This window comes from Novosphingobium sp. IK01, assembly GCF_033242265.1.
In the GTDB taxonomy this organism is placed as follows: Bacteria; Pseudomonadota; Alphaproteobacteria; order Sphingomonadales; family Sphingomonadaceae; genus Novosphingobium; species Novosphingobium pituita.
Genome location: NZ_BTFW01000001.1, coordinates 3,134,967 through 3,151,362, shown reverse-complemented (window position 1 = coordinate 3,151,362; position 16,396 = coordinate 3,134,967). Strand labels below are relative to the sequence as shown.

The window sequence follows — 16,396 nt, the reverse complement described above, 5'->3', positions numbered from 1 at the left end:
TGGCCGCACATGTCAGCTTTCTTCTTCGTCACGCTGGGCGCGGATGAGCGGCAGGGCCTTGAACAGGGCCTCCAGCACCGCCGGGTCGAGCAGGGCGGAAAAGCGCTGTTCGTGACGCTGGATCCTGGCCTGCGCCTCGCGCACGAGCGCCGCGCCGGCCTCCGTCACGCGCAAGGCATGGCTGCGTCCGTCGGCCCTCTCGCGGTCGACCAGCCCGCGTTCCATCAGGCGCGAGACGATCGGCACCATGTTGGCGCGCTTGATCCCCAGCGTCTGCCCCACTTCGGTCTGCGAGCAGGCGGGATTTTCGGAAACGACCAGCAGCGCGGTCACTTCAGCCGGACGCAGTTCGAAATCGCCCAGTTCGCGCGCCAGATCGGCCATCATGACCGCCGAAGCCCGGCGCAACTGGTAGCCGAGCAACTGCTCGACCGAATTGGCGAGCAGACGGCCACCACCCGAGGCCTGAGGGCCGGATGAAGACGGGGAAAGCGAACTGTCGACCATGGACTTACCTTGATGAACACACCCGGCCAAGGCAAGGCGCCGGGCGCATGAAATGTCCTGCGAACACGAAAAAGGGCGGCCGGAGCCGCCCTTTCCTGTCTCCTGCCTGTCGGGCCGCATCGCAAGGATACCGGCCCGGACACAGCGGGCGGCTCAGCCCTTCTTGAGGGTGAGGCCACCGAAGCGCTTGTTGAACTGGGCAACGCGGCCGCCCTGGTCCAGCAGACGCTGGTTGCCACCGGTCCACGCCGGGTGCGAGGTGGGGTCGATGTCGAGAGCCAGCGTGTCGCCTTCCTTGCCCCAGGTGGAGCGGGTTTCGAACACGGTGCCGTCGGTCATCTGCACCTTGATGAAGTGGTAGTCGGGGTGGATGTTGGCCTTCATGGGACTGCTCCGATAAACCGCCGGTTCCGACCGGCAGCTGGGAAACGTAAGGGAATCTCGAAAGCGGCGCCCTTAAGCGAAAGGGCGACGCTTGTCGAGTCAGCAAGTCAGCTGTCGGCGATCATCGCGGTGAAGCTGCACTCGGTGGCGATCTTGTCGCCGAGCATGGCCTTGCCCGCGAACTTGCACACGCGCGAACGCTTCTGCGTGAACTCGACATGGAGGTCGAGCAGGCAGCCCGGTTCCACAGGGGTGCGGAACTTGGCTTCCTCGATGGCCATGAAATAGACCAGCTTGCCCGTCCCGGCCAGACCGAGCGTCTCCACCGCCAGCACGCCGGCCGCCTGGGCCAGCGCCTCGATCTGGAGCACGCCGGGCATGATCGGACGACCGGGGAAGTGTCCCTGGAAGAACTGCTCGTTCATGGTCACGGCCTTGATCGCATGGATCCGCTCACCCACGGTGAGCGAAACCACGCGGTCGACCAGCAACAGCGGATAGCGATGGGGCAGCGCCGCCATCACCTTGGTCACGTCGAACGACAGCGGTGCGTCCTGCACTTCCTCGGTCATCGTCAGATCCTGCGTGCCGGTCTTCAGCGGCCCACGGGCGGCTTGGCGCCGGCCGGCTGCTGCTGGGCGGCGGCCTGCTGGGCCTGCTGCTGGGCCTGCTGTTCACGCTGGGCGCGCGGCAGCCAGCCGGCGGGCGGCACGAGCTGGGCGGTGGGGATCAGCGCGTTGAGTTCGGTCAGGATGTCCTGGCTGATGTTGGCCGAAGGGTCGGCCTTCACGATGCTCTGAACGTCGAGCACGATGGTCGCCTTGCGCTTGGTCATGGCGCGCTGCGTGGCGTCCGAGAGCTTGTCGCTGATCTGCTCGATCACGTACTGTTCCGAGAGGCTCAGCGGTTCGAGGATCTGCTGGATCTCGCGCTTGCCGTCGTCCTGGATCTGCTGGATCTGTTCGAGCTGGGCCTGAAGCGCGGCGCGGTCGGCCTTGGGGTTCTTCTGGTCCGCCTGGAACTTTTCGGCCAGCGGCTTGAGCTGGGCGTTGATCTGGGCGCTGCGGGTGTTGGCCTGGTCGATCTGGGCCTTGTAGGTCACCGGGCGCTGCTGCTGGGCGGCCTGATAGGCAGCCGACGAGCCGACGATGGCCGAAGGGTTGGCAAAGGCCAGACCATTGGCGACGGGGCCGGTCGAAGCGGCAGGGGTCTGGGCCATGGCAGCCGGGGCAGCCGAGATCATCAGGCCCGCGATCAGGGCCGAGGCAATGCGGAGTTTCATCAGAACTGGGTTCCCACGTTGAAAGTAATGGGCTGGGTGTCGTCGCCATCGACCTTTTTCAAGACCTTGGCGAAGTCGATCCGGAACGGCCCGAAAGGCGAGTTCCAGTTGACGCCGATGCCGACCGAAATGCGCGGCTGCGGCGAATTGCCGACGTAGACTTCGTCGTACTTCTGGTAAGTGGCGTTGGCCGTGCCGTTCGAGGCACTGGCCGATGTCGTGATCTTGCCGGTAACCGCATCGGTATAGAGCACCACGCCCGAACTGGTGTTCGGCTTGGCCACGCCCCAGACTGCACCGGCGTCGACGAAGATCGAGGGACGCAGGCCCATTTCGCGCGCGCCCGCACCCAGCGGAATCTCCATTTCGGCGTGCCCGATGTAGTAGTACCGGCCGCCCAGCGCGTCGTCCGACCAGGAGTTGCGGCTGGTGGTGATGGCGCCGAAGGTTCCGTCCGAATTGCGGTTGTAGTACTTGCGCAGCACACGCGGGCCCACCCCGCGAATGTCGAAGCCGCGCATCTGGGGCTGACCCAGGAAGAAGCGGTCGGTCAGGCGCACGTCATCGATGGCCGGATCGTTGGAGCGGCTGGCCAGCGGAGCGATCGCCCCGCCCTCGCCGCGCAGGCTGAACACGAAACCATGGCCCATCGCCCAGAAGCGCGAGGCATTGGCCGTCACGCGGGCATAGCGCACCGACCCGCCCGGCCCGGCCACGTCGCCGCTCAGCGTCCACGACATGCCCTTGGTCGGGTGCATGCGGTTGTCGAGCGTGTCGCCCACCAGCGAGAGGCCGAAGATCGAGCTGGTGCGGTGGCCCAGCGCATCGCACAGGTAGCGACCGGCCAGCAGCGGGCTGCACTCGCCATTGAGGTAGTAGGTGCTCTGGTCGAGCGACACGTCGTCGATGTTGAACGTGTAGCGAGCAATCATCGACATATATTCGGTCAGCGGTACACCGGCGCGGATCTGGAAGCCAGTGGTGGTCTGCTGGTAGGTCGTGTTGCGGTTGGAGTTCAGGTAGTTGAAGCTGTTGTAGTCGCGCCGGTAGAGATCGACGCCCAGCGAGACGTTCTTGTCGAACAGGTAAGGCTCGACAAAGCTGACCTGGACACTGCGCGAGTAGTACGAATAGTCGACCGAGAGGCCGACCGTCTGCCCGCGCCCGCGGAAGTTGTTCTGGCGGATCGAGGCCTGGAAGATGAAGCTTTCGAGGCTCGAAAAACCGGCCGAGAGCTGGAGTTCGCCGGTGGGCTTTTCCTCGACATTGGCTTCGAGCGCGACACGGTCGGGCGAGGAGCCGGGCTTCTGCTCGACCTCGAACTTCTCCTGGAAGTAGCCGAGCGACTTGATGCGGTTGGACGAGCGCTTGATCTGGAACGAGTTGAACGCGTCGCCTTCGGCCAGGCGGAACTCGCGGCGGATCACCTTGTCCTGCGTCAGCGAGTTGCCGTTGACGTCGACCCGCTCGACATAGACACGCGGCGCTTCCGCGATGCGGAAGTTGATGCCCATGGTCAGGTCATCCTTGTTCCGCGCGAAGTCGGGCTGCACGTTGGCGAAAGCATAGCCGAGGCTGCCTGCCGTCTCGCTCAGGCTGTCGACGGTGTCCTCGACCATCTTGGCGTTGTACCAGTCGCCCGGCTTCATCGGCAGCTTGGTGACAAGCTTGTCGCCGTCGATCTCGCGCAGCTGGCTGTCGACCTTGATGTCGCCGAACTTGTACCGCTTCCCTTCCTCCACCACATACGTGATGATGAAGTCCTTCTTGTCGGGCGTCAGCTCGGCGACGGCCGAGACCACGCGGAAGTCGGCATAGCCGTTGGTCAGATAGAACTGGCGCAGCTTCTGCTGGTCGAAGGCGAGGCGATCGGGATCGTAGCTGGTGCCCGAGGAGAACAGACGGAACGCGCGGGCCTGCTTGGTCACCATCTCGGAACGCAGGACCGTGTCGCTGAATTCCTTGTTGCCGATGATGTTGATCTGGCGGACCTTGGACTTGGGCCCTTCGGTGATCTCGAAGACGATGTCGACGCGGTTCTGGTCGAGCATGACCATCTTGGGCTCGACCGAGGCGGCAAAGCGGCCCTGGCGCTTGTAGAGTTCGATGATGCGCGAAACGTCGGCGCGGACCTTGGAACGGGTGAAGATCTGGCGCGCCGAGAGCTTGATCTCGGGGAGGATCTTGTCTTCCTTGAGGCGCTTGTTGCCCTCAAGGATGATGCGGTTGACGACCGGGTTTTCCTTGACCTGAATGGTCACCGCGCCCGCCTTGTTGCGGACCTGCACATCGGAGAAGAGTTCGGTGGCGAACAGGTCCTTGAGCACCTGGTCGGCGGCGGCCTGCGTGTAGCGGTCGCCCTCGCGCAGGCGGATATAGGAACGGATCGTATCGGCTTCGAGGCGCTGGGCGCCCTCGATGGTGATCGAGTTGACCTGCTGGGCAGGTTCGGCAGAAGCCGCCGGGGGCGTGCCCTCTGCGGTGGATGAAGGCACCGCAGCAGACGCAGGGGCGGCCCCGGGCGCCACAGCCTTGGCAGCCCGCTTGGCCGATGCCTTCACCGGCGCCTGAGCCAGAGCCGTCGATGCCAGCGCCGAAGACGCCAGCAACGCAACCGCCATGCTGGAAGCCCGCGCAGCGGCGGGGGCGGTCAGGCTCGTGTACCGTTCAATCATCACCAAGCGCCATCCCGTCTGAATTCGCATCACTTCACCGCAGCGAAAGTCACCGGATCGGAGAATCCGACCCAAACTCCCGCAATACGGCGACCGCAGCCCTGTGCCCGATGCCGTTCAACCAATCAAGCAAGCATGCTGCCGGGCAGCGCATTACCCCCGCATCCTGTGGAAAATGCCAAAGGGCCACCCTGCTCCGGCATACCCGGGAAAACCCCTCTTGCTCACCCCACCCAGGCGGTCACCCGTTCGGTTTCCCGATCAACCGCCAAATATCTTCGCACCAAACAACTGCCGGGCCGTGCCCGATCCGAACAGTCCAAGCGAAGCCACATCATTGACCGTGACGATCAGCATGAGCGCCACGACCAGCGCCAGCCCCGTCCGAAATGCCCATTCCTGTCCGCGCGCACTGACCGGCCTGCGGAACACCGCTTCGGCCAGATAGAACGCCAGATGCCCCCCATCGAGTACAGGAATTGGCAAGAGATTGATGAATCCCAGATTAATCGAAATCAGCGCCACGAAGAAGACAAACGGCTGCCAGCCCGAGACCAGTTGCTCGCCCGAGAACTTGGCGATCTTGATCGGCCCGCCCAGTTCGCGAACCTCGCGCTTGCCCGTCACGATCTGGCCGATGCCCGTCACCATCATGTCGACGATGCCGGCCATCTGGCGCCCGCCATCAATCACCGCATCGACCGGACCGACCCGCACGACCTGCACACTGGCCGGGCCGATGCCGATGAAACCGATCTTCTGGACATTGCCGAACCGGTCGGCATCGCTGCGCGTGGTCGGGGTGATCGGCAGGGGAAGCCGCTTGCCCGCGCGCTCGACCACCATGTCGAGCCGCTCGCCCGGATGCTGGGCCACGGTCATCTTGATGTCGAGGAACGTGTCGACCTTGCTGCCGCCCAGCGCAACGATGCGGTCACCCACCTGCACGCCCGCCTGCTGCGCCGCCGAACCGGCCGAAACCGCGCCGACCACCGGCGAGACCACCAGCTTGCCATAGGCCAGCGTGAAGCCCGACAGGATGACAAGCGCGACCAGCAGGTTGGTGAGCGGCCCGGCCAGCACGACCAGCGCGCGTTGCCACAGGGCCTTGGCCTGGAACGTGCGGTTGCGCTCGGCAGCGGGCAGCGCCAGCCACTGCGCATTGGGCTTGCTCGTCGGGCTCATGTCGCCGGCAAACTGGACATAGCCGCCCAGCGGCAGCGCCGAAATCTTCCAGCGCGTGCCGCGCCGGTCGGTCCAGCCGATGATCTCGCGACCGAAGCCGATGGAGAAGACATCGGCCTTCACGCCGCACCAGCGACCGACCAGATAGTGTCCCAGCTCGTGCAGGAATACCAGCGGCCCCAGCACCAGCAGAAAACCTGCAAGGCTCCACAAAATGCCGGGCTGCTGCATCAACGAACGGGCTCCATACATTCTTGTGCGCGCAATCGCGCCTCGCGGTCAACCGCGATAACGTCTTCAAGTGTAACAGGCGCCACCGGGAGGCCGCGTGCCAGCACCTCTTCGACGCAGGCCACGATGCGGGTGAACCCGATCCGGCCTTCGAGGAAGGCGGCCACGGCGATCTCGTTGGCCGCGTTCATCACCGCAGGCGCGGCGCCGCCAGCCATCACCACCTCGCGCGCGACGCGCGTGGCCGGAAAGCGTTCCTCGTCGGGGCGGCGGAACGTCAGCTCGCCAATGGCGGCCAGATCGAGCGGATCACACGGCGTGTCCATGCGCGCGGGCCAGGCCAGACACGAGGCGATCGGCACGCGCATGTCCGAGGGGCCCAACTGCGCGAGCGTCGAGCCGTCGCGATATTCGACCATCGAGTGGATGATCGACTGCGGGTGAACCAGCACGCGCAGGCGCTCGACGCCAACCGGGAACAGGTGGAACGCCTCGATGAATTCGAGGCCCTTGTTCATCATCGTGGCCGAATCGACGCTGATCTTGGCGCCCATCGACCAGTTGGGATGCTTGACCGCCTGGGCCGGGGTGGCCCCGACAAGATCCTGCGCGCTCCAGTCGCGGAACGGGCCGCCGCTGGCGGTCAGCGTGATCATCCGCACATGCTTCGTCTCGTTGCCCGCAAGGCACTGGAAGATCGCATTGTGCTCGGAATCGACCGGCAGCAGCGTCGCACCGCTGCGCGCAACCGCCGCCAGCATCACGTCGCCCGCCGAAACCAGCGCCTCCTTGTTGGCCAGCGCCACGGTCTTGCCGCACTCGATCGCGGCCATCGTCGGGGCCAGCCCGGCGCAGCCGACAATGGCCGCCACGGTGATGTCGGCGCCGCGTGCGCAAGCCTCGACCAGCGCGTCGGGACCGGCAGCGGCCTCGACACCCGAACCGGCCAGCGCCGCGCGCAGCTCGTCAAGGCGGGCCGGATCGGCGACGACCGCCACGCGGGCCGAAAACTCGCGCGCGAGCGCGGCGAGCTGGTCGACCTGCGCATGGGCAGTCAGCGCCTCGACACGGAAGGCATCGGGATTGCGACGGACCAGATCGAGCGTCGAGGCACCGATCGAGCCGGTGGCGCCCAGCACGGTGATCGAGCGGGTCTGGTCGGAAAACGGGGGGGTAAGAAGGTCAGTCATACAGTTGCTCCCATCGCCCAGGCCGTGCCGACGATGATAGCCACCGGCAGCAGACCGTCGACGCGGTCGAAAAAGCCGCCGTGGCCGGGAATGAGGCGCGAACTGTCCTTCACGCCCGCCCGCCGCTTGAGCCAGGATTCATAGAAATCGCCCGCTTGCGCGGCCACGGCCAGGATCGCCCCCACGATCGCGGCCACGCCCACATTCGCTGTGTGAAAAGCCTGCGTCAGGCTGGGCCCGGTCGGCCCCAGTGCGCTCAGCATCCAGGCCCCGCCCAGCGTCATCAGCCCCATCCAGAGGCCTGCCGCCGCCATGCCGCCCGCCAGCCCGCTCCAGGTCTTGGACGGGCTGATCGACGGCGCGATCTTGGGCCCGCCCAGCGCGCGGCCGGTGAAATAGGCCCCGGTATCGGTGCAGATGACCAGCCCCATGACCACGATCAGCATGGGACTGGGCATCACGATCAGCGCCAGCGCGCCCCAGCCGATGTAGCAGGCCCCGCTGATCACCGCCGCGGTCATCCGCGCCGGATCACGCGCAACCCGCGCCACGAGGCGCACATATTCGCCATAGACGACCAGCGCGACGAGCGCGATGAACCCGTCGAGCACGAGCCCGCCGCGCCAGACCGCCAGCCCCGCCACCGCCAGCATGACCACCGCCGAAGCCAGCCGCACCGGCAGGTCCGACCGCTTGGCAGCCGGGGCTGCCGCCGCAGGTTTATCGTCCACCAAAACGCCGCTCCCGCGCCGCGAACTGGCCAACGGCCTCGCGCAAATGATCCGGGGTGAAATCAGGCCAGAGCACGGGCGTAAACACCATCTCGGCATAGGCCGCCTGCCAGAGCAGGAAGTTGGAGAGCCGCACTTCCCCCGAAGTGCGGATCATCAGGTCGAGCGGCGGCAGATCGGCGGTATCGAGTTCGGCGGCGATCGTCTCGGCGGTGATGGCCCCCTTGGCCGCCGCCTTGGCCGCCGCACGGGCGATTTCCTGCTGCGAGCCATAGTTGAGCGCGATGGCCAGCGTCATCCGGCCATTGCCTGCCGTCCGCGCCAGCGCATCGTCGATCAGGCCCACGATGTCGGGCGCGAGCGCGCGATAGTCGCCGATGATCTTGAGCCGCACGCCATTGCGCGCGATTTCGTCGATGTCGTTGAGAATGAAGGCGCGCAGCAGGCCCATGAGGTCGGAGACCTCCTCGGCCGGGCGCTTCCAGTTCTCGGAACTGAACGCATAGAGCGTAAGGGCCTCAAGCCCCATGTCCCCCGCCGCGCGCACGACCGCGCGCACGGCTTCCACACCCCGCTTGTGTCCAAACACGCGGGGCATGAAGCGTTTCTTGGCCCAGCGCCCGTTGCCATCCATGATGATAGCAACATGACGGGCGCCGGGGGTGAAGGCACCCCCGTCGCGGACCGGTGGCGCGGGAACCGGCGAGGCGCTCACTTGCCCAGGATTTCCTTTTCCTTCTGGGCAGCCGCTTCGTCGACGGCCTTGATGATCTCGTCGGTCAGCTTCTGGACTTCGGTTTCCAGACGCTTGCGGTCGTCTTCGGAAATTTCCTTCTTGGCCTCGTCGGCCTTCAGGGCTTCCATGCCATCGCGGCGCACGTTGCGCACGGCAATGCGGGCGCCTTCGGCATACTTGCTGGCAAGCTTGGCCAGTTCCTTGCGGCGTTCCTCGGTCAGGTCGGGGATCGGCAGGCGCAGGGTGTTGCCGTCGTTGATCGGGTTGAGGCCCAGACCCGCCGAACGGATCGCCTTCTCGACCGGACCGACATTCGAGCGGTCCCAGACCTGCACCGAAAGCAGGCGCGGCTCGGGCACCGAGACGGTGGCGAGCTGGTTGAGCGGCATGTGGCTGCCATAGACTTCGACGGTGACGGGATCGAGCAGCGCGGTGTTGGCGCGGCCCGTGCGCAGGCCCGCCAGATCGCCCTTGAGCGATTCGACAGCACCCTTCATGCGGCGTTCCAGATCGCCCTTGTCATACTTTGCCATGGATCAGGCTTCCTTCCGAACGATGGTCTGCGTGCCCTCACCGGCCAGCACACGGGCAAGATTGCCCTGCTCGCGGATCGAGAACACGACGATGGGGATGGCATTGTCACGGCACAGCGCCACCGCAGAGGCATCCATCACCTGAAGGTTCTGGGCCAGCACGGTGTCATAGTCGACCGTGTCGAAACGCTTGGCCGCAGGGTCCTTCTTGGGATCGGCATTGTAGACGCCGTCCACGCTGGTCCCCTTGAACAATGCGTCGCACTGCATTTCGGCGGCACGCAGCGCGGCGCCGGAATCGGTGGTGAAATAGGGCGCACCCACGCCGGCAGCAAAGATCACGACCCGGCCCTTGGCCAGATGGCGCTCGGCGCGGCGGCGGATGACGGGTTCGCAGACCTGGTCCATCTGGACGGCGGACTGCACGCGGGTATCGACACCCAGCTTTTCGAGGGCGGACTGCATGGCCAGCGCGTTCATCACCGTCGCCAGCATGCCCATGTAGTCGGCCTGGGCACGGTCCATGCCCTTGGCGGCGCCTGCCATGCCACGGAAGATGTTGCCGCCGCCGATCACCAGGCAGATTTCAAGACCAGTTTCCTTGGCCGCCTTCACTTCGGCAGCCAGCGCCGCCACGAAATCGGTATCGATTCCGAACTGTTGGTTGCCCATCAACACCTCGCCCGAAAGCTTGAGCAAGATGCGCTTGAACTTTGCGGGGCTGGTCATGGGACTGTCTGGTCTCGCTTCACTGGATTTCTGAAAGTTTACAGGCGAAAGATTCAGGCAGAAGGTATCCCGCCAGTCAAACGACCGGCAAGCCCCCACCCCTTTCATGCAGCGCCCTTATACGCAGCAGGCAAGCCATGCCAAGGGGCGCTTACGCTTTTCGCAAACGCAAACGTCCCCGCTGCAACAGGAACCCGGCGCATGGCCCGAAACGGGCCGACGACCGGGTCCCCGTCGCGCGGGGACGCCAGCAAGTTCATGCGCTTGCGCGCGAAAGCTTGCCCGAGAAGCTTACTTGAGACCGGCAGCAGCAGCCACTTCGGCCGCGAAGTCGGTTTCTTCCTTCTCGATGCCTTCGCCCAGCTGGAAGCGGACGTAGTCGACCAGCGCGATCTTGGTGCCGGCAGCCTTGCCAGCCGCTTCGACGACCTGGGCGATCGGGGTCTTGTTGTCCATCACGAACAGCTGCGACAGGAGGGCATTTTCCTTGGCATACTTGGCCACGGCGCCATCGACCATCTTGGCCTGCACTTCGGCGGGCTTGCCGCTTTCGGCAGCCTTTTCCGAAGCGATCTTGCGTTCACGCGCGATCAGCTCGGCATCGAGGTCGTCAGCGTTGAGCGCCAGCGGGAAAGCGGCAGCGATGTGCATCGCGATCTGCTTGCCGAGGGCTTCGAGAACGTCGGCCGGAGCTTCCGATTCGAGCGCGACGAGCACGCCGATCTTGCCAAGCGCGGGAGCCGCAGCATTGTGCATGTAGGGCACGACCACGCCATTGGTGACCGAAACGTGCTTGAGACGACGGACCTGCTGGTTTTCACCGATGGTCGCCACGTTGTTGGTCAGCGTGTCGGCCACGGTGCCACCGCCCGGATAGGCAGCAGCCTTGAGGGCTTCAACGTCGGCAGCGCCGGTTTCCAGAGCCACTTCGGTCGCCTTGCGCACGAAGTCCTGGAACTGTTCGTTCTTGGCGACGAAGTCGGTTTCCGAGTTGACTTCGACGGCCACGCCCTTGGTGCCCGAAACGGCCACGCCCACGAGGCCTTCGGCGGCGGTGCGGCTCGACTTCTTGGCAGCAGCGGCCAGACCCTTGGCGCGCAGCGCGTCAACGGCGGCTTCGAAATCGCCGCCGGCTTCGTCGAGGGCCTTCTTGCAGTCCATCATGCCGGCGCCGGTGCGCTCGCGCAGGTTCTTCACGTCAGCGGCGGTGTAAGCCATCGCGTTGGGTCCTTATGTCTGAAACGGGGTGAGGCCGCGGCAACACGCGCCGCGGCCCTACTTCATGAAACGGGACAATTCGGTGACGGACGGTGTGCGCCCCGCAAAAAGGCCGCCCTTCCGTCCCGTCATGCCGAACCGAAATCAGCCTTCGACGACTTCTTCGGCAACCGGCTCGTCCAGAGCGCCCATGTCCACGCCCGAAGCGAAAGCGGCGTCACGGCCACCCTTGGTCGCGGCAGCAGCCACGGCTTCGCAGTACAGACGGATCGCGCGGCTGGCGTCGTCGTTGGCGGGGATCGGGAAGGCGATGCCTTCGGGCGAAACGTTCGAGTCGAGGATGGCGACGACCGGGATACCCAGCACGTTGGCTTCCTTGATCGCCAGCTCTTCCTTGTTGGCGTCGATCACGAACATCACGTCGGGGATGCCGCCCATGTCGCGGATACCGCCGAGCGACAGTTCGAACTTGTCGCGTTCGCGGGTCAGCTGAAGGACTTCCTTCTTGGTGAGACCGGCGGTGTCACCCGAAAGCTGTTCTTCGAGCGCCTTGAAGCGCTTGATCGAGCCCGAGATGGTCTTCCAGTTGGTGAGCATGCCGCCCAGCCAGCGGTGGTTGACGTAGTGCTGGCCCGAAGCGCGAGCGGCCTGGGCGATCGGTTCCTGCGCCTGGCGCTTGGTGCCAACGAAGAGCACCTTGCCGCCGGCCTGGACAGTGGCCGAGATGAATTCGAGAGCGCGCGCCATCAGGGGCACGGTCTGCGACAGGTCGAGGATGTGGATGCCGTTGCGCGCGCCGAAGATGTACGGCTTCATGCGCGGGTTCCAGCGGTGGGTCTGGTGGCCGAAGTGGGCACCGGCCTCGATCAGCTGCTGCATGGTGACGACGGGAGCCGCCATAATCAATTCCTTTCCGGTTTCACCTCTGGGAAGCAGGAACCGCGCGGAGAAACCCGCTGCTGGCACCGGTATGTGCGCTTCCCATGTGGGATCGCCCGCTGTCACGTTTCCCGGCGGAATTGCCGCGAATCGCCGCATGGCTGGGGCGGCCCTTACCTCGCCCGGCCCGACAAATCCAGTCCAAATGGCCGGACGCCAAGTGGCCGGGCGTCAAATGCCGGGCAGATGAGAGCGACTTCGCTTCGTGCCCCCCCCTCATGCCCATCCGCTCTTGCGCGAGGCTCCCGATTCGCGCGCCGCGACTCGCCTGAAGGGCACACAGACCTTGCCGGCCAGAACGATCCGCTCCTTCCGCCACACCGGCCAGCGTCCTTGCCGATGCAGGAACCGCGAAAAATCGCTCGATTCCCGACCTATGGATGAACCCTTAGGGTGCGCCACCTGTCCTGCCAGATTCCGGTTGACGGATCGGAACAAAAGTGGAACATTGAGATCATCAACGGGGCCAAGAGGAACCGTTAACGAACGATCGAGTTATCCACAATGCAAGCGCATGCTGTCAAGCCAGGGCTACGCGGTAGCCTTCAGACGGCGGCCCGCCCCCTTGACCGGAAAGGCTTCTGCCATGCTCGCCATTCTTGCTTCGCTTGCCATTGCCGGCGCCGGTGTCGCGGCCATGGCTTCCATCGTGGCCACCCTCCACAGCCAGTGGCCCGCGATCCGGCGGCTTCTGGCCGATGCCCGAACGCTGGATGCCAATTCTCTGGAACAGGGGGAATGGCTGGATCAGGTTGGCGCCTTCGATCAGGTCGGCGCGCTCGACCATGCCGCCACGCTCGATCTCGACCGCCTGTTCCTCGCCCGGATGATCGCGGCCCAGTCCCCGGTCCTCCATCAGGCACCGGCCCTCCAGACGGTTCCCGCATGCGAAAAGGACGCCCTCGCGGACGTCCTTTCTTTCGCCGACAGCCGGCTCTTCATCGAGGCAAGCGCCCGGCGGGCCCCGGCGCGGACCGTGCGCCGCGCCCTCGCCCGCCCGCCTATGCCTGAGCTGAGCCGCCCGGCAGCGCGCCCCGCTGCCGCCTGAGCGCAGCATAGCGCACCACACCCACCGGAATGAGCAACAGATAGAGCGCGCAGATCCCCACCAGCGTGAGCCAGGGCTCGGTCAGCAGGGCGGCAAAGACCAGCCCGATCAGCGCAATCAGTTCAAGGCGGATCGTCCGGCGCGGACGGAACGAGGACCAGCCCGGCGTGGCCATGTTGGAAATCATCATGAACGCGATCAGCGCCGCCCAGACAGCGACGACCACCGGATGGCGAAACTCCTCGCGCCCGCTGGCGATCCACAGGTAGATCGGCAGGAAGGCAAGGCCAGCCCCGGCTGGTGCGGGAACCCCGGTCAGGTATCCGGCAGACTTGTGAGGCTGCTCCTCCATGTCGATCCGGGCATTGAACCGGGCGAGGCGCAGGGCACAGCAGACCGCCAGCGCCAGCGCGGCAAACCAGCCAAAGCGCGGCATCTGCTGAAGCGACCACAAGTAGAGAACGAGCGCAGGGGCCACGCCGAACGAGATCGCATCCGACAGGCTGTCGAGTTCGGCGCCAAAGCGCGATTGCGCCTTCATCAGGCGCGCCACCCGCCCGTCGATCCCGTCGAGCATCCCGGCAAAGATGATCGCCATGACCGCGCTGCGGAAATCACCGCCAATCGCGAAGCGAATGCCGGTCAACCCGCAACACAGCGCCGCCGAGGTGATCGCATTGGGCACCAGCGCGCGCAAGGTCAGCCCGCGCGGCAGGCGATGGCGTCCGAAATCCTCGCCGCTCACGCCTTCGGGCCCCAGATCCTCATCCCCGGCATCGCTGATCACTGGCTGACGCCCTCGATCAGCGGAGCATCGCCAATATCGGCCAGCACGGTTTCACCGGCCACCACACGCTGGCCGATCAGCACGCGCGGCTCGGTCCCGGCGGGCAGGTAGACATCGACGCGGCTGCCGAAGCGGATCAGGCCCACGCGCTGGCCTGCGGCCACGATGTCGCCACCCTTGACGAACGGCACGATGCGGCGCGCGACAAGGCCCGCGATCTGGGTGAAGCCGATCTTCACACCGTCGCTGCGCTCGACCAGAAAGTGCTGCCGCTCGTTCTCTTCGCTCGCCTTGTCGAGGTCGGCATTGAGGAACTTGCCCGGAATGTAGACCACGCGGCGGATCGTGCCGCCGATCGGCGCACGGTTCACGTGGACATCGAAGACCGACATGAAGATCGAGACGCGCGTCACCGGGGTCGGGTCCATCGCGGCGATCCCGCTGCCATCATCGGCCGAAAGCTCGCGCGGCGGGGCCACCTTCTGGATCAGCGTGATCAGCCCGTCGGCGGGCGCCACGACATAGCGGTCGTCGCGCGGGGTCACGCGCACGGGATCGCGGAAGAAGGCGAGCACGCCCAGCGTCAGGAACACCAGCGGCCAGGCCACGATGCTGCCGCCGAAGATCGCCCCGGCAAGGGCAATGGCGCCCGCAATGGCGCCGAACTTGCGCCCTTCGGGATGGATGGAAGGCCAGGACCAGCCGGCAGAGCCGCGTCCGCGATTGTCAAAAATGTCACCAGGCATGCGCGCGGGAATAGGCGCTGGCGCGCGCTACGGCAAGCGGCCCGCCACGCCCATGCACATCCACGCCCCGCGCAGACATGTCACCCCAACGCACGAGGACCGATTCCGCCCTTCCGGCCCTGCCGCAAACCCGCGGGGAGCCCCCACGCCAGCGACGCCACGAACAGGATCAGCGCCGCCTCGGCCGGATTGCGCAGGCGCCCTTGCGACTGATCGACCATTTGCGCGCCCAGAAAGACATTGAGCAACCAGGCACCGGCAACGATGGTCAGGAACAGGCGATCAGAATCGAGCCGCATCTTGCCCCGGACCAGCCGCCAGCCGGTCACTGCCATGGCCGCGAAACAGACGACAAAAAACAGCCCTGTCAGCAGCGACCCGGCCGCTTCAAGCAGATAGACCGGATCGGCCATCTGCCTGATCCACTCCTTGCGCGCATCGCTGGCGTAGATCAGCGACTGGCGCCAACCGGGCGAATCGCGGCCAATGCCGAGATAATCGACCGTGATCTTGGTCGTGTTGCCGCGCAGGAACACGGTTGCCGTATCCAGCGCAAAGGCCTTGGCAAATGGCACGGGATGCAGGCGCACCTCCCCCAGAAAACGCCCGAGGGGAATGCCCGCCTCCATCGCCTTCACATCGGCGGGCGGATCGATGCCATTGGCATTCTCGGTAATCAGCACCTTGCTGCGCAGGTTCCAGGCCAGATTGGCACTGCCCGAATTGTAGCCAGGATGCCCCGTCTGGACGGTAAAGATCGCCACCCATGCCAGAAACGGCGCCAGCGCCACCCCCGCCATGACATAAAGCCCCGGACGGCGCAGTTCGGGCCGTGCCCCCGGACAGGCCAGCGCCAGCGCGAAGCAGGCCGGCAACATCAGCAACACGACCGGTCGCGTCAGGATCGCCACCCCCAGACAGCCCCCTGCCAGCAGGAACAGCCCCATCGTCCGCCCCCGAATGGCGGCCAACAGCGCATAGAGCCAGACCACGCACAGCGGCGTCACGATCGCCTCGGTCACGAGTTGATGCGGAAAGGCCAGATTCTGCGGCAGAAAAGCATAGGCCAGCCCGCAAACCAGCGGCGCCTGCGGCCACGAAGATACACGCCCCGCCAATCGTGCCACCAGCCACGCAGCCAGCGTTGCCAGACCAATCTGAAGGCAGATCACCCCCGCCGCCCCCCACAGCCTCCAGGGCAGCAGCACGAAGAGATATTCCCCCGGCACGATCGGCGATCCGGTCATGGCGGGCAGCACCGCCCCTTTCAGACCGGCAAATTCCTTCAGGATGCGCAATCGCTCCAGCCCGCGATCACCCCAGTTGAAGGCCCGGAAGGCCCTCGCATGATCGTAGGCAAGAATGAGCAGATGGGTGAACAGGGTGATCGCCGCCACCCACGCCGCCTTCCCGCGCACGCCAGCATCGCGACGGGATGCAAGAGAGGGCGAAGCATACGAAGACAACACGGCGGC

Annotated in this window: 17 protein-coding genes; 1 reads left to right on the top strand and 16 read right to left on the bottom strand. The window is 65.6% G+C overall.

Annotated features, from left to right (window positions below):
• Positions 1-12 precede the first annotated feature (12 nt).
• From SBI20_RS14535 to rpsB, 13 genes are all read right to left on the bottom strand, one after another.
• Positions 13-507: a MarR family winged helix-turn-helix transcriptional regulator gene (locus SBI20_RS14535; protein ID WP_317975686.1), complete on the bottom strand. Its 495-nt coding sequence runs from the start codon at positions 505-507 to the stop codon at positions 13-15.
• A 153-nt stretch (positions 508-660) separates the two neighbouring features.
• Complete coding sequence (gene rpmE, locus SBI20_RS14530) at positions 661-891, bottom strand: 50S ribosomal protein L31 (protein WP_191324140.1); 231 nt, start codon at positions 889-891, stop codon at positions 661-663.
• A gap of 107 nt (positions 892-998) precedes the next feature.
• A complete protein-coding gene (gene fabZ / locus SBI20_RS14525) occupies positions 999-1,463 on the bottom strand; it encodes a 3-hydroxyacyl-ACP dehydratase FabZ (RefSeq protein ID WP_317975685.1) in 465 nt (154 codons plus the stop codon).
• A gap of 23 nt (positions 1,464-1,486) precedes the next feature.
• Complete coding sequence (locus SBI20_RS14520; protein ID WP_317975684.1) at positions 1,487-2,173, bottom strand: OmpH/Skp family outer membrane protein; 687 nt, start codon at positions 2,171-2,173, stop codon at positions 1,487-1,489.
• On the bottom strand, positions 2,173-4,848 hold the full coding sequence (bamA, locus tag SBI20_RS14515; RefSeq protein WP_411911564.1) for an outer membrane protein assembly factor BamA: 2,676 nt from the start codon (positions 4,846-4,848) through the stop codon (positions 2,173-2,175). Before bamA ends, SBI20_RS14520 begins: the two co-directional genes overlap by 1 nt.
• Before the next feature lie 261 nt (positions 4,849-5,109).
• Complete coding sequence (gene rseP / locus SBI20_RS14510) at positions 5,110-6,267, bottom strand: RIP metalloprotease RseP (protein WP_317975683.1); 1,158 nt, start codon at positions 6,265-6,267, stop codon at positions 5,110-5,112.
• Positions 6,264-7,454: a 1-deoxy-D-xylulose-5-phosphate reductoisomerase gene (locus SBI20_RS14505; protein WP_317975682.1), complete on the bottom strand. Its 1,191-nt coding sequence runs from the start codon at positions 7,452-7,454 to the stop codon at positions 6,264-6,266. Before SBI20_RS14505 ends, rseP begins: the two co-directional genes overlap by 4 nt.
• The gene (locus SBI20_RS14500) at positions 7,451-8,188 is read right to left on the bottom strand and encodes a phosphatidate cytidylyltransferase (RefSeq protein ID WP_411911530.1); all 738 of its coding nucleotides are present in this window, start codon (positions 8,186-8,188) and stop codon (positions 7,451-7,453) included. Before SBI20_RS14500 ends, SBI20_RS14505 begins: the two co-directional genes overlap by 4 nt.
• The gene (gene uppS / locus SBI20_RS14495) at positions 8,175-8,819 is read right to left on the bottom strand and encodes a polyprenyl diphosphate synthase (RefSeq protein WP_317976150.1); all 645 of its coding nucleotides are present in this window, start codon (positions 8,817-8,819) and stop codon (positions 8,175-8,177) included. The genes SBI20_RS14500 and uppS overlap by 14 nt, the downstream gene beginning before the upstream one ends.
• 77 nt (positions 8,820-8,896) lie before the next feature.
• On the bottom strand, positions 8,897-9,454 hold the full coding sequence (frr, locus tag SBI20_RS14490; RefSeq protein WP_317975680.1) for a ribosome recycling factor: 558 nt from the start codon (positions 9,452-9,454) through the stop codon (positions 8,897-8,899).
• 3 nt (positions 9,455-9,457) lie between these two features.
• Positions 9,458-10,183, bottom strand: coding sequence for a UMP kinase (gene pyrH / locus SBI20_RS14485; RefSeq protein ID WP_317975679.1), 726 nt, complete (start codon positions 10,181-10,183; stop codon positions 9,458-9,460).
• A 291-nt stretch (positions 10,184-10,474) separates the two neighbouring features.
• On the bottom strand, positions 10,475-11,401 hold the full coding sequence (gene tsf, locus SBI20_RS14480) for a translation elongation factor Ts (protein WP_317975678.1): 927 nt from the start codon (positions 11,399-11,401) through the stop codon (positions 10,475-10,477).
• Positions 11,402-11,545: 144 nt separating this feature from the next.
• Positions 11,546-12,301, bottom strand: a complete 756-nt coding sequence (gene rpsB / locus SBI20_RS14475; RefSeq protein WP_317975677.1) for a 30S ribosomal protein S2 — start codon at positions 12,299-12,301, stop codon at positions 11,546-11,548.
• A 625-nt stretch (positions 12,302-12,926) separates the two neighbouring features.
• Here rpsB and SBI20_RS14470 point away from each other — a divergent pair.
• Positions 12,927-13,388, top strand: a complete 462-nt coding sequence (locus tag SBI20_RS14470) for a hypothetical protein (RefSeq protein WP_317975676.1) — start codon at positions 12,927-12,929, stop codon at positions 13,386-13,388.
• On the opposite strand, the gene SBI20_RS14465 is transcribed toward SBI20_RS14470, so the two are convergent.
• The 3 genes from SBI20_RS14465 to SBI20_RS14455 form a co-directional block, all read right to left on the bottom strand.
• Positions 13,342-14,172: a CDP-alcohol phosphatidyltransferase family protein gene (locus tag SBI20_RS14465; RefSeq protein ID WP_317976149.1), complete on the bottom strand. Its 831-nt coding sequence runs from the start codon at positions 14,170-14,172 to the stop codon at positions 13,342-13,344. The two genes, SBI20_RS14470 and SBI20_RS14465, sit on opposite strands and share 47 nt — an antisense overlap.
• Positions 14,172-14,921, bottom strand: coding sequence for a phosphatidylserine decarboxylase (locus SBI20_RS14460; protein ID WP_317975675.1), 750 nt, complete (start codon positions 14,919-14,921; stop codon positions 14,172-14,174). Before SBI20_RS14460 ends, SBI20_RS14465 begins: the two co-directional genes overlap by 1 nt.
• 80 nt (positions 14,922-15,001) lie before the next feature.
• Positions 15,002-16,318, bottom strand: coding sequence for an ArnT family glycosyltransferase (locus SBI20_RS14455; protein WP_317975674.1), 1,317 nt, complete (start codon positions 16,316-16,318; stop codon positions 15,002-15,004).
• Positions 16,319-16,396: the final 78 nt, after the last annotated feature.

Coding starts and splice junctions, on each gene's coding strand:
- SBI20_RS14535 (WP_317975686.1), bottom strand. CDS start 507: ATGGTCGACAGTTCGCTTTCCCCGTCTTCATCCGGCCCTCAGGCCTCG.
- rpmE (WP_191324140.1), bottom strand. CDS start 891: ATGAAGGCCAACATCCACCCCGACTACCACTTCATCAAGGTGCAGATG.
- fabZ (WP_317975685.1), bottom strand. CDS start 1,463: ATGACCGAGGAAGTGCAGGACGCACCGCTGTCGTTCGACGTGACCAAG.
- SBI20_RS14520 (WP_317975684.1), bottom strand. CDS start 2,173: ATGAAACTCCGCATTGCCTCGGCCCTGATCGCGGGCCTGATGATCTCG.
- bamA (WP_411911564.1), bottom strand. CDS start 4,848: ATGATTGAACGGTACACGAGCCTGACCGCCCCCGCCGCTGCGCGGGCT.
- SBI20_RS14505 (WP_317975682.1), bottom strand. CDS start 7,454: ATGACTGACCTTCTTACCCCCCCGTTTTCCGACCAGACCCGCTCGATC.
- uppS (WP_317976150.1), bottom strand. CDS start 8,819: ATGGATGGCAACGGGCGCTGGGCCAAGAAACGCTTCATGCCCCGCGTG.
- frr (WP_317975680.1), bottom strand. CDS start 9,454: ATGGCAAAGTATGACAAGGGCGATCTGGAACGCCGCATGAAGGGTGCT.
- pyrH (WP_317975679.1), bottom strand. CDS start 10,183: ATGACCAGCCCCGCAAAGTTCAAGCGCATCTTGCTCAAGCTTTCGGGC.
- tsf (WP_317975678.1), bottom strand. CDS start 11,401: ATGGCTTACACCGCCGCTGACGTGAAGAACCTGCGCGAGCGCACCGGC.
- rpsB (WP_317975677.1), bottom strand. CDS start 12,301: ATGGCGGCTCCCGTCGTCACCATGCAGCAGCTGATCGAGGCCGGTGCC.
- SBI20_RS14470 (WP_317975676.1), top strand. CDS start 12,927: ATGCTCGCCATTCTTGCTTCGCTTGCCATTGCCGGCGCCGGTGTCGCG.
- SBI20_RS14460 (WP_317975675.1), bottom strand. CDS start 14,921: ATGCCTGGTGACATTTTTGACAATCGCGGACGCGGCTCTGCCGGCTGG.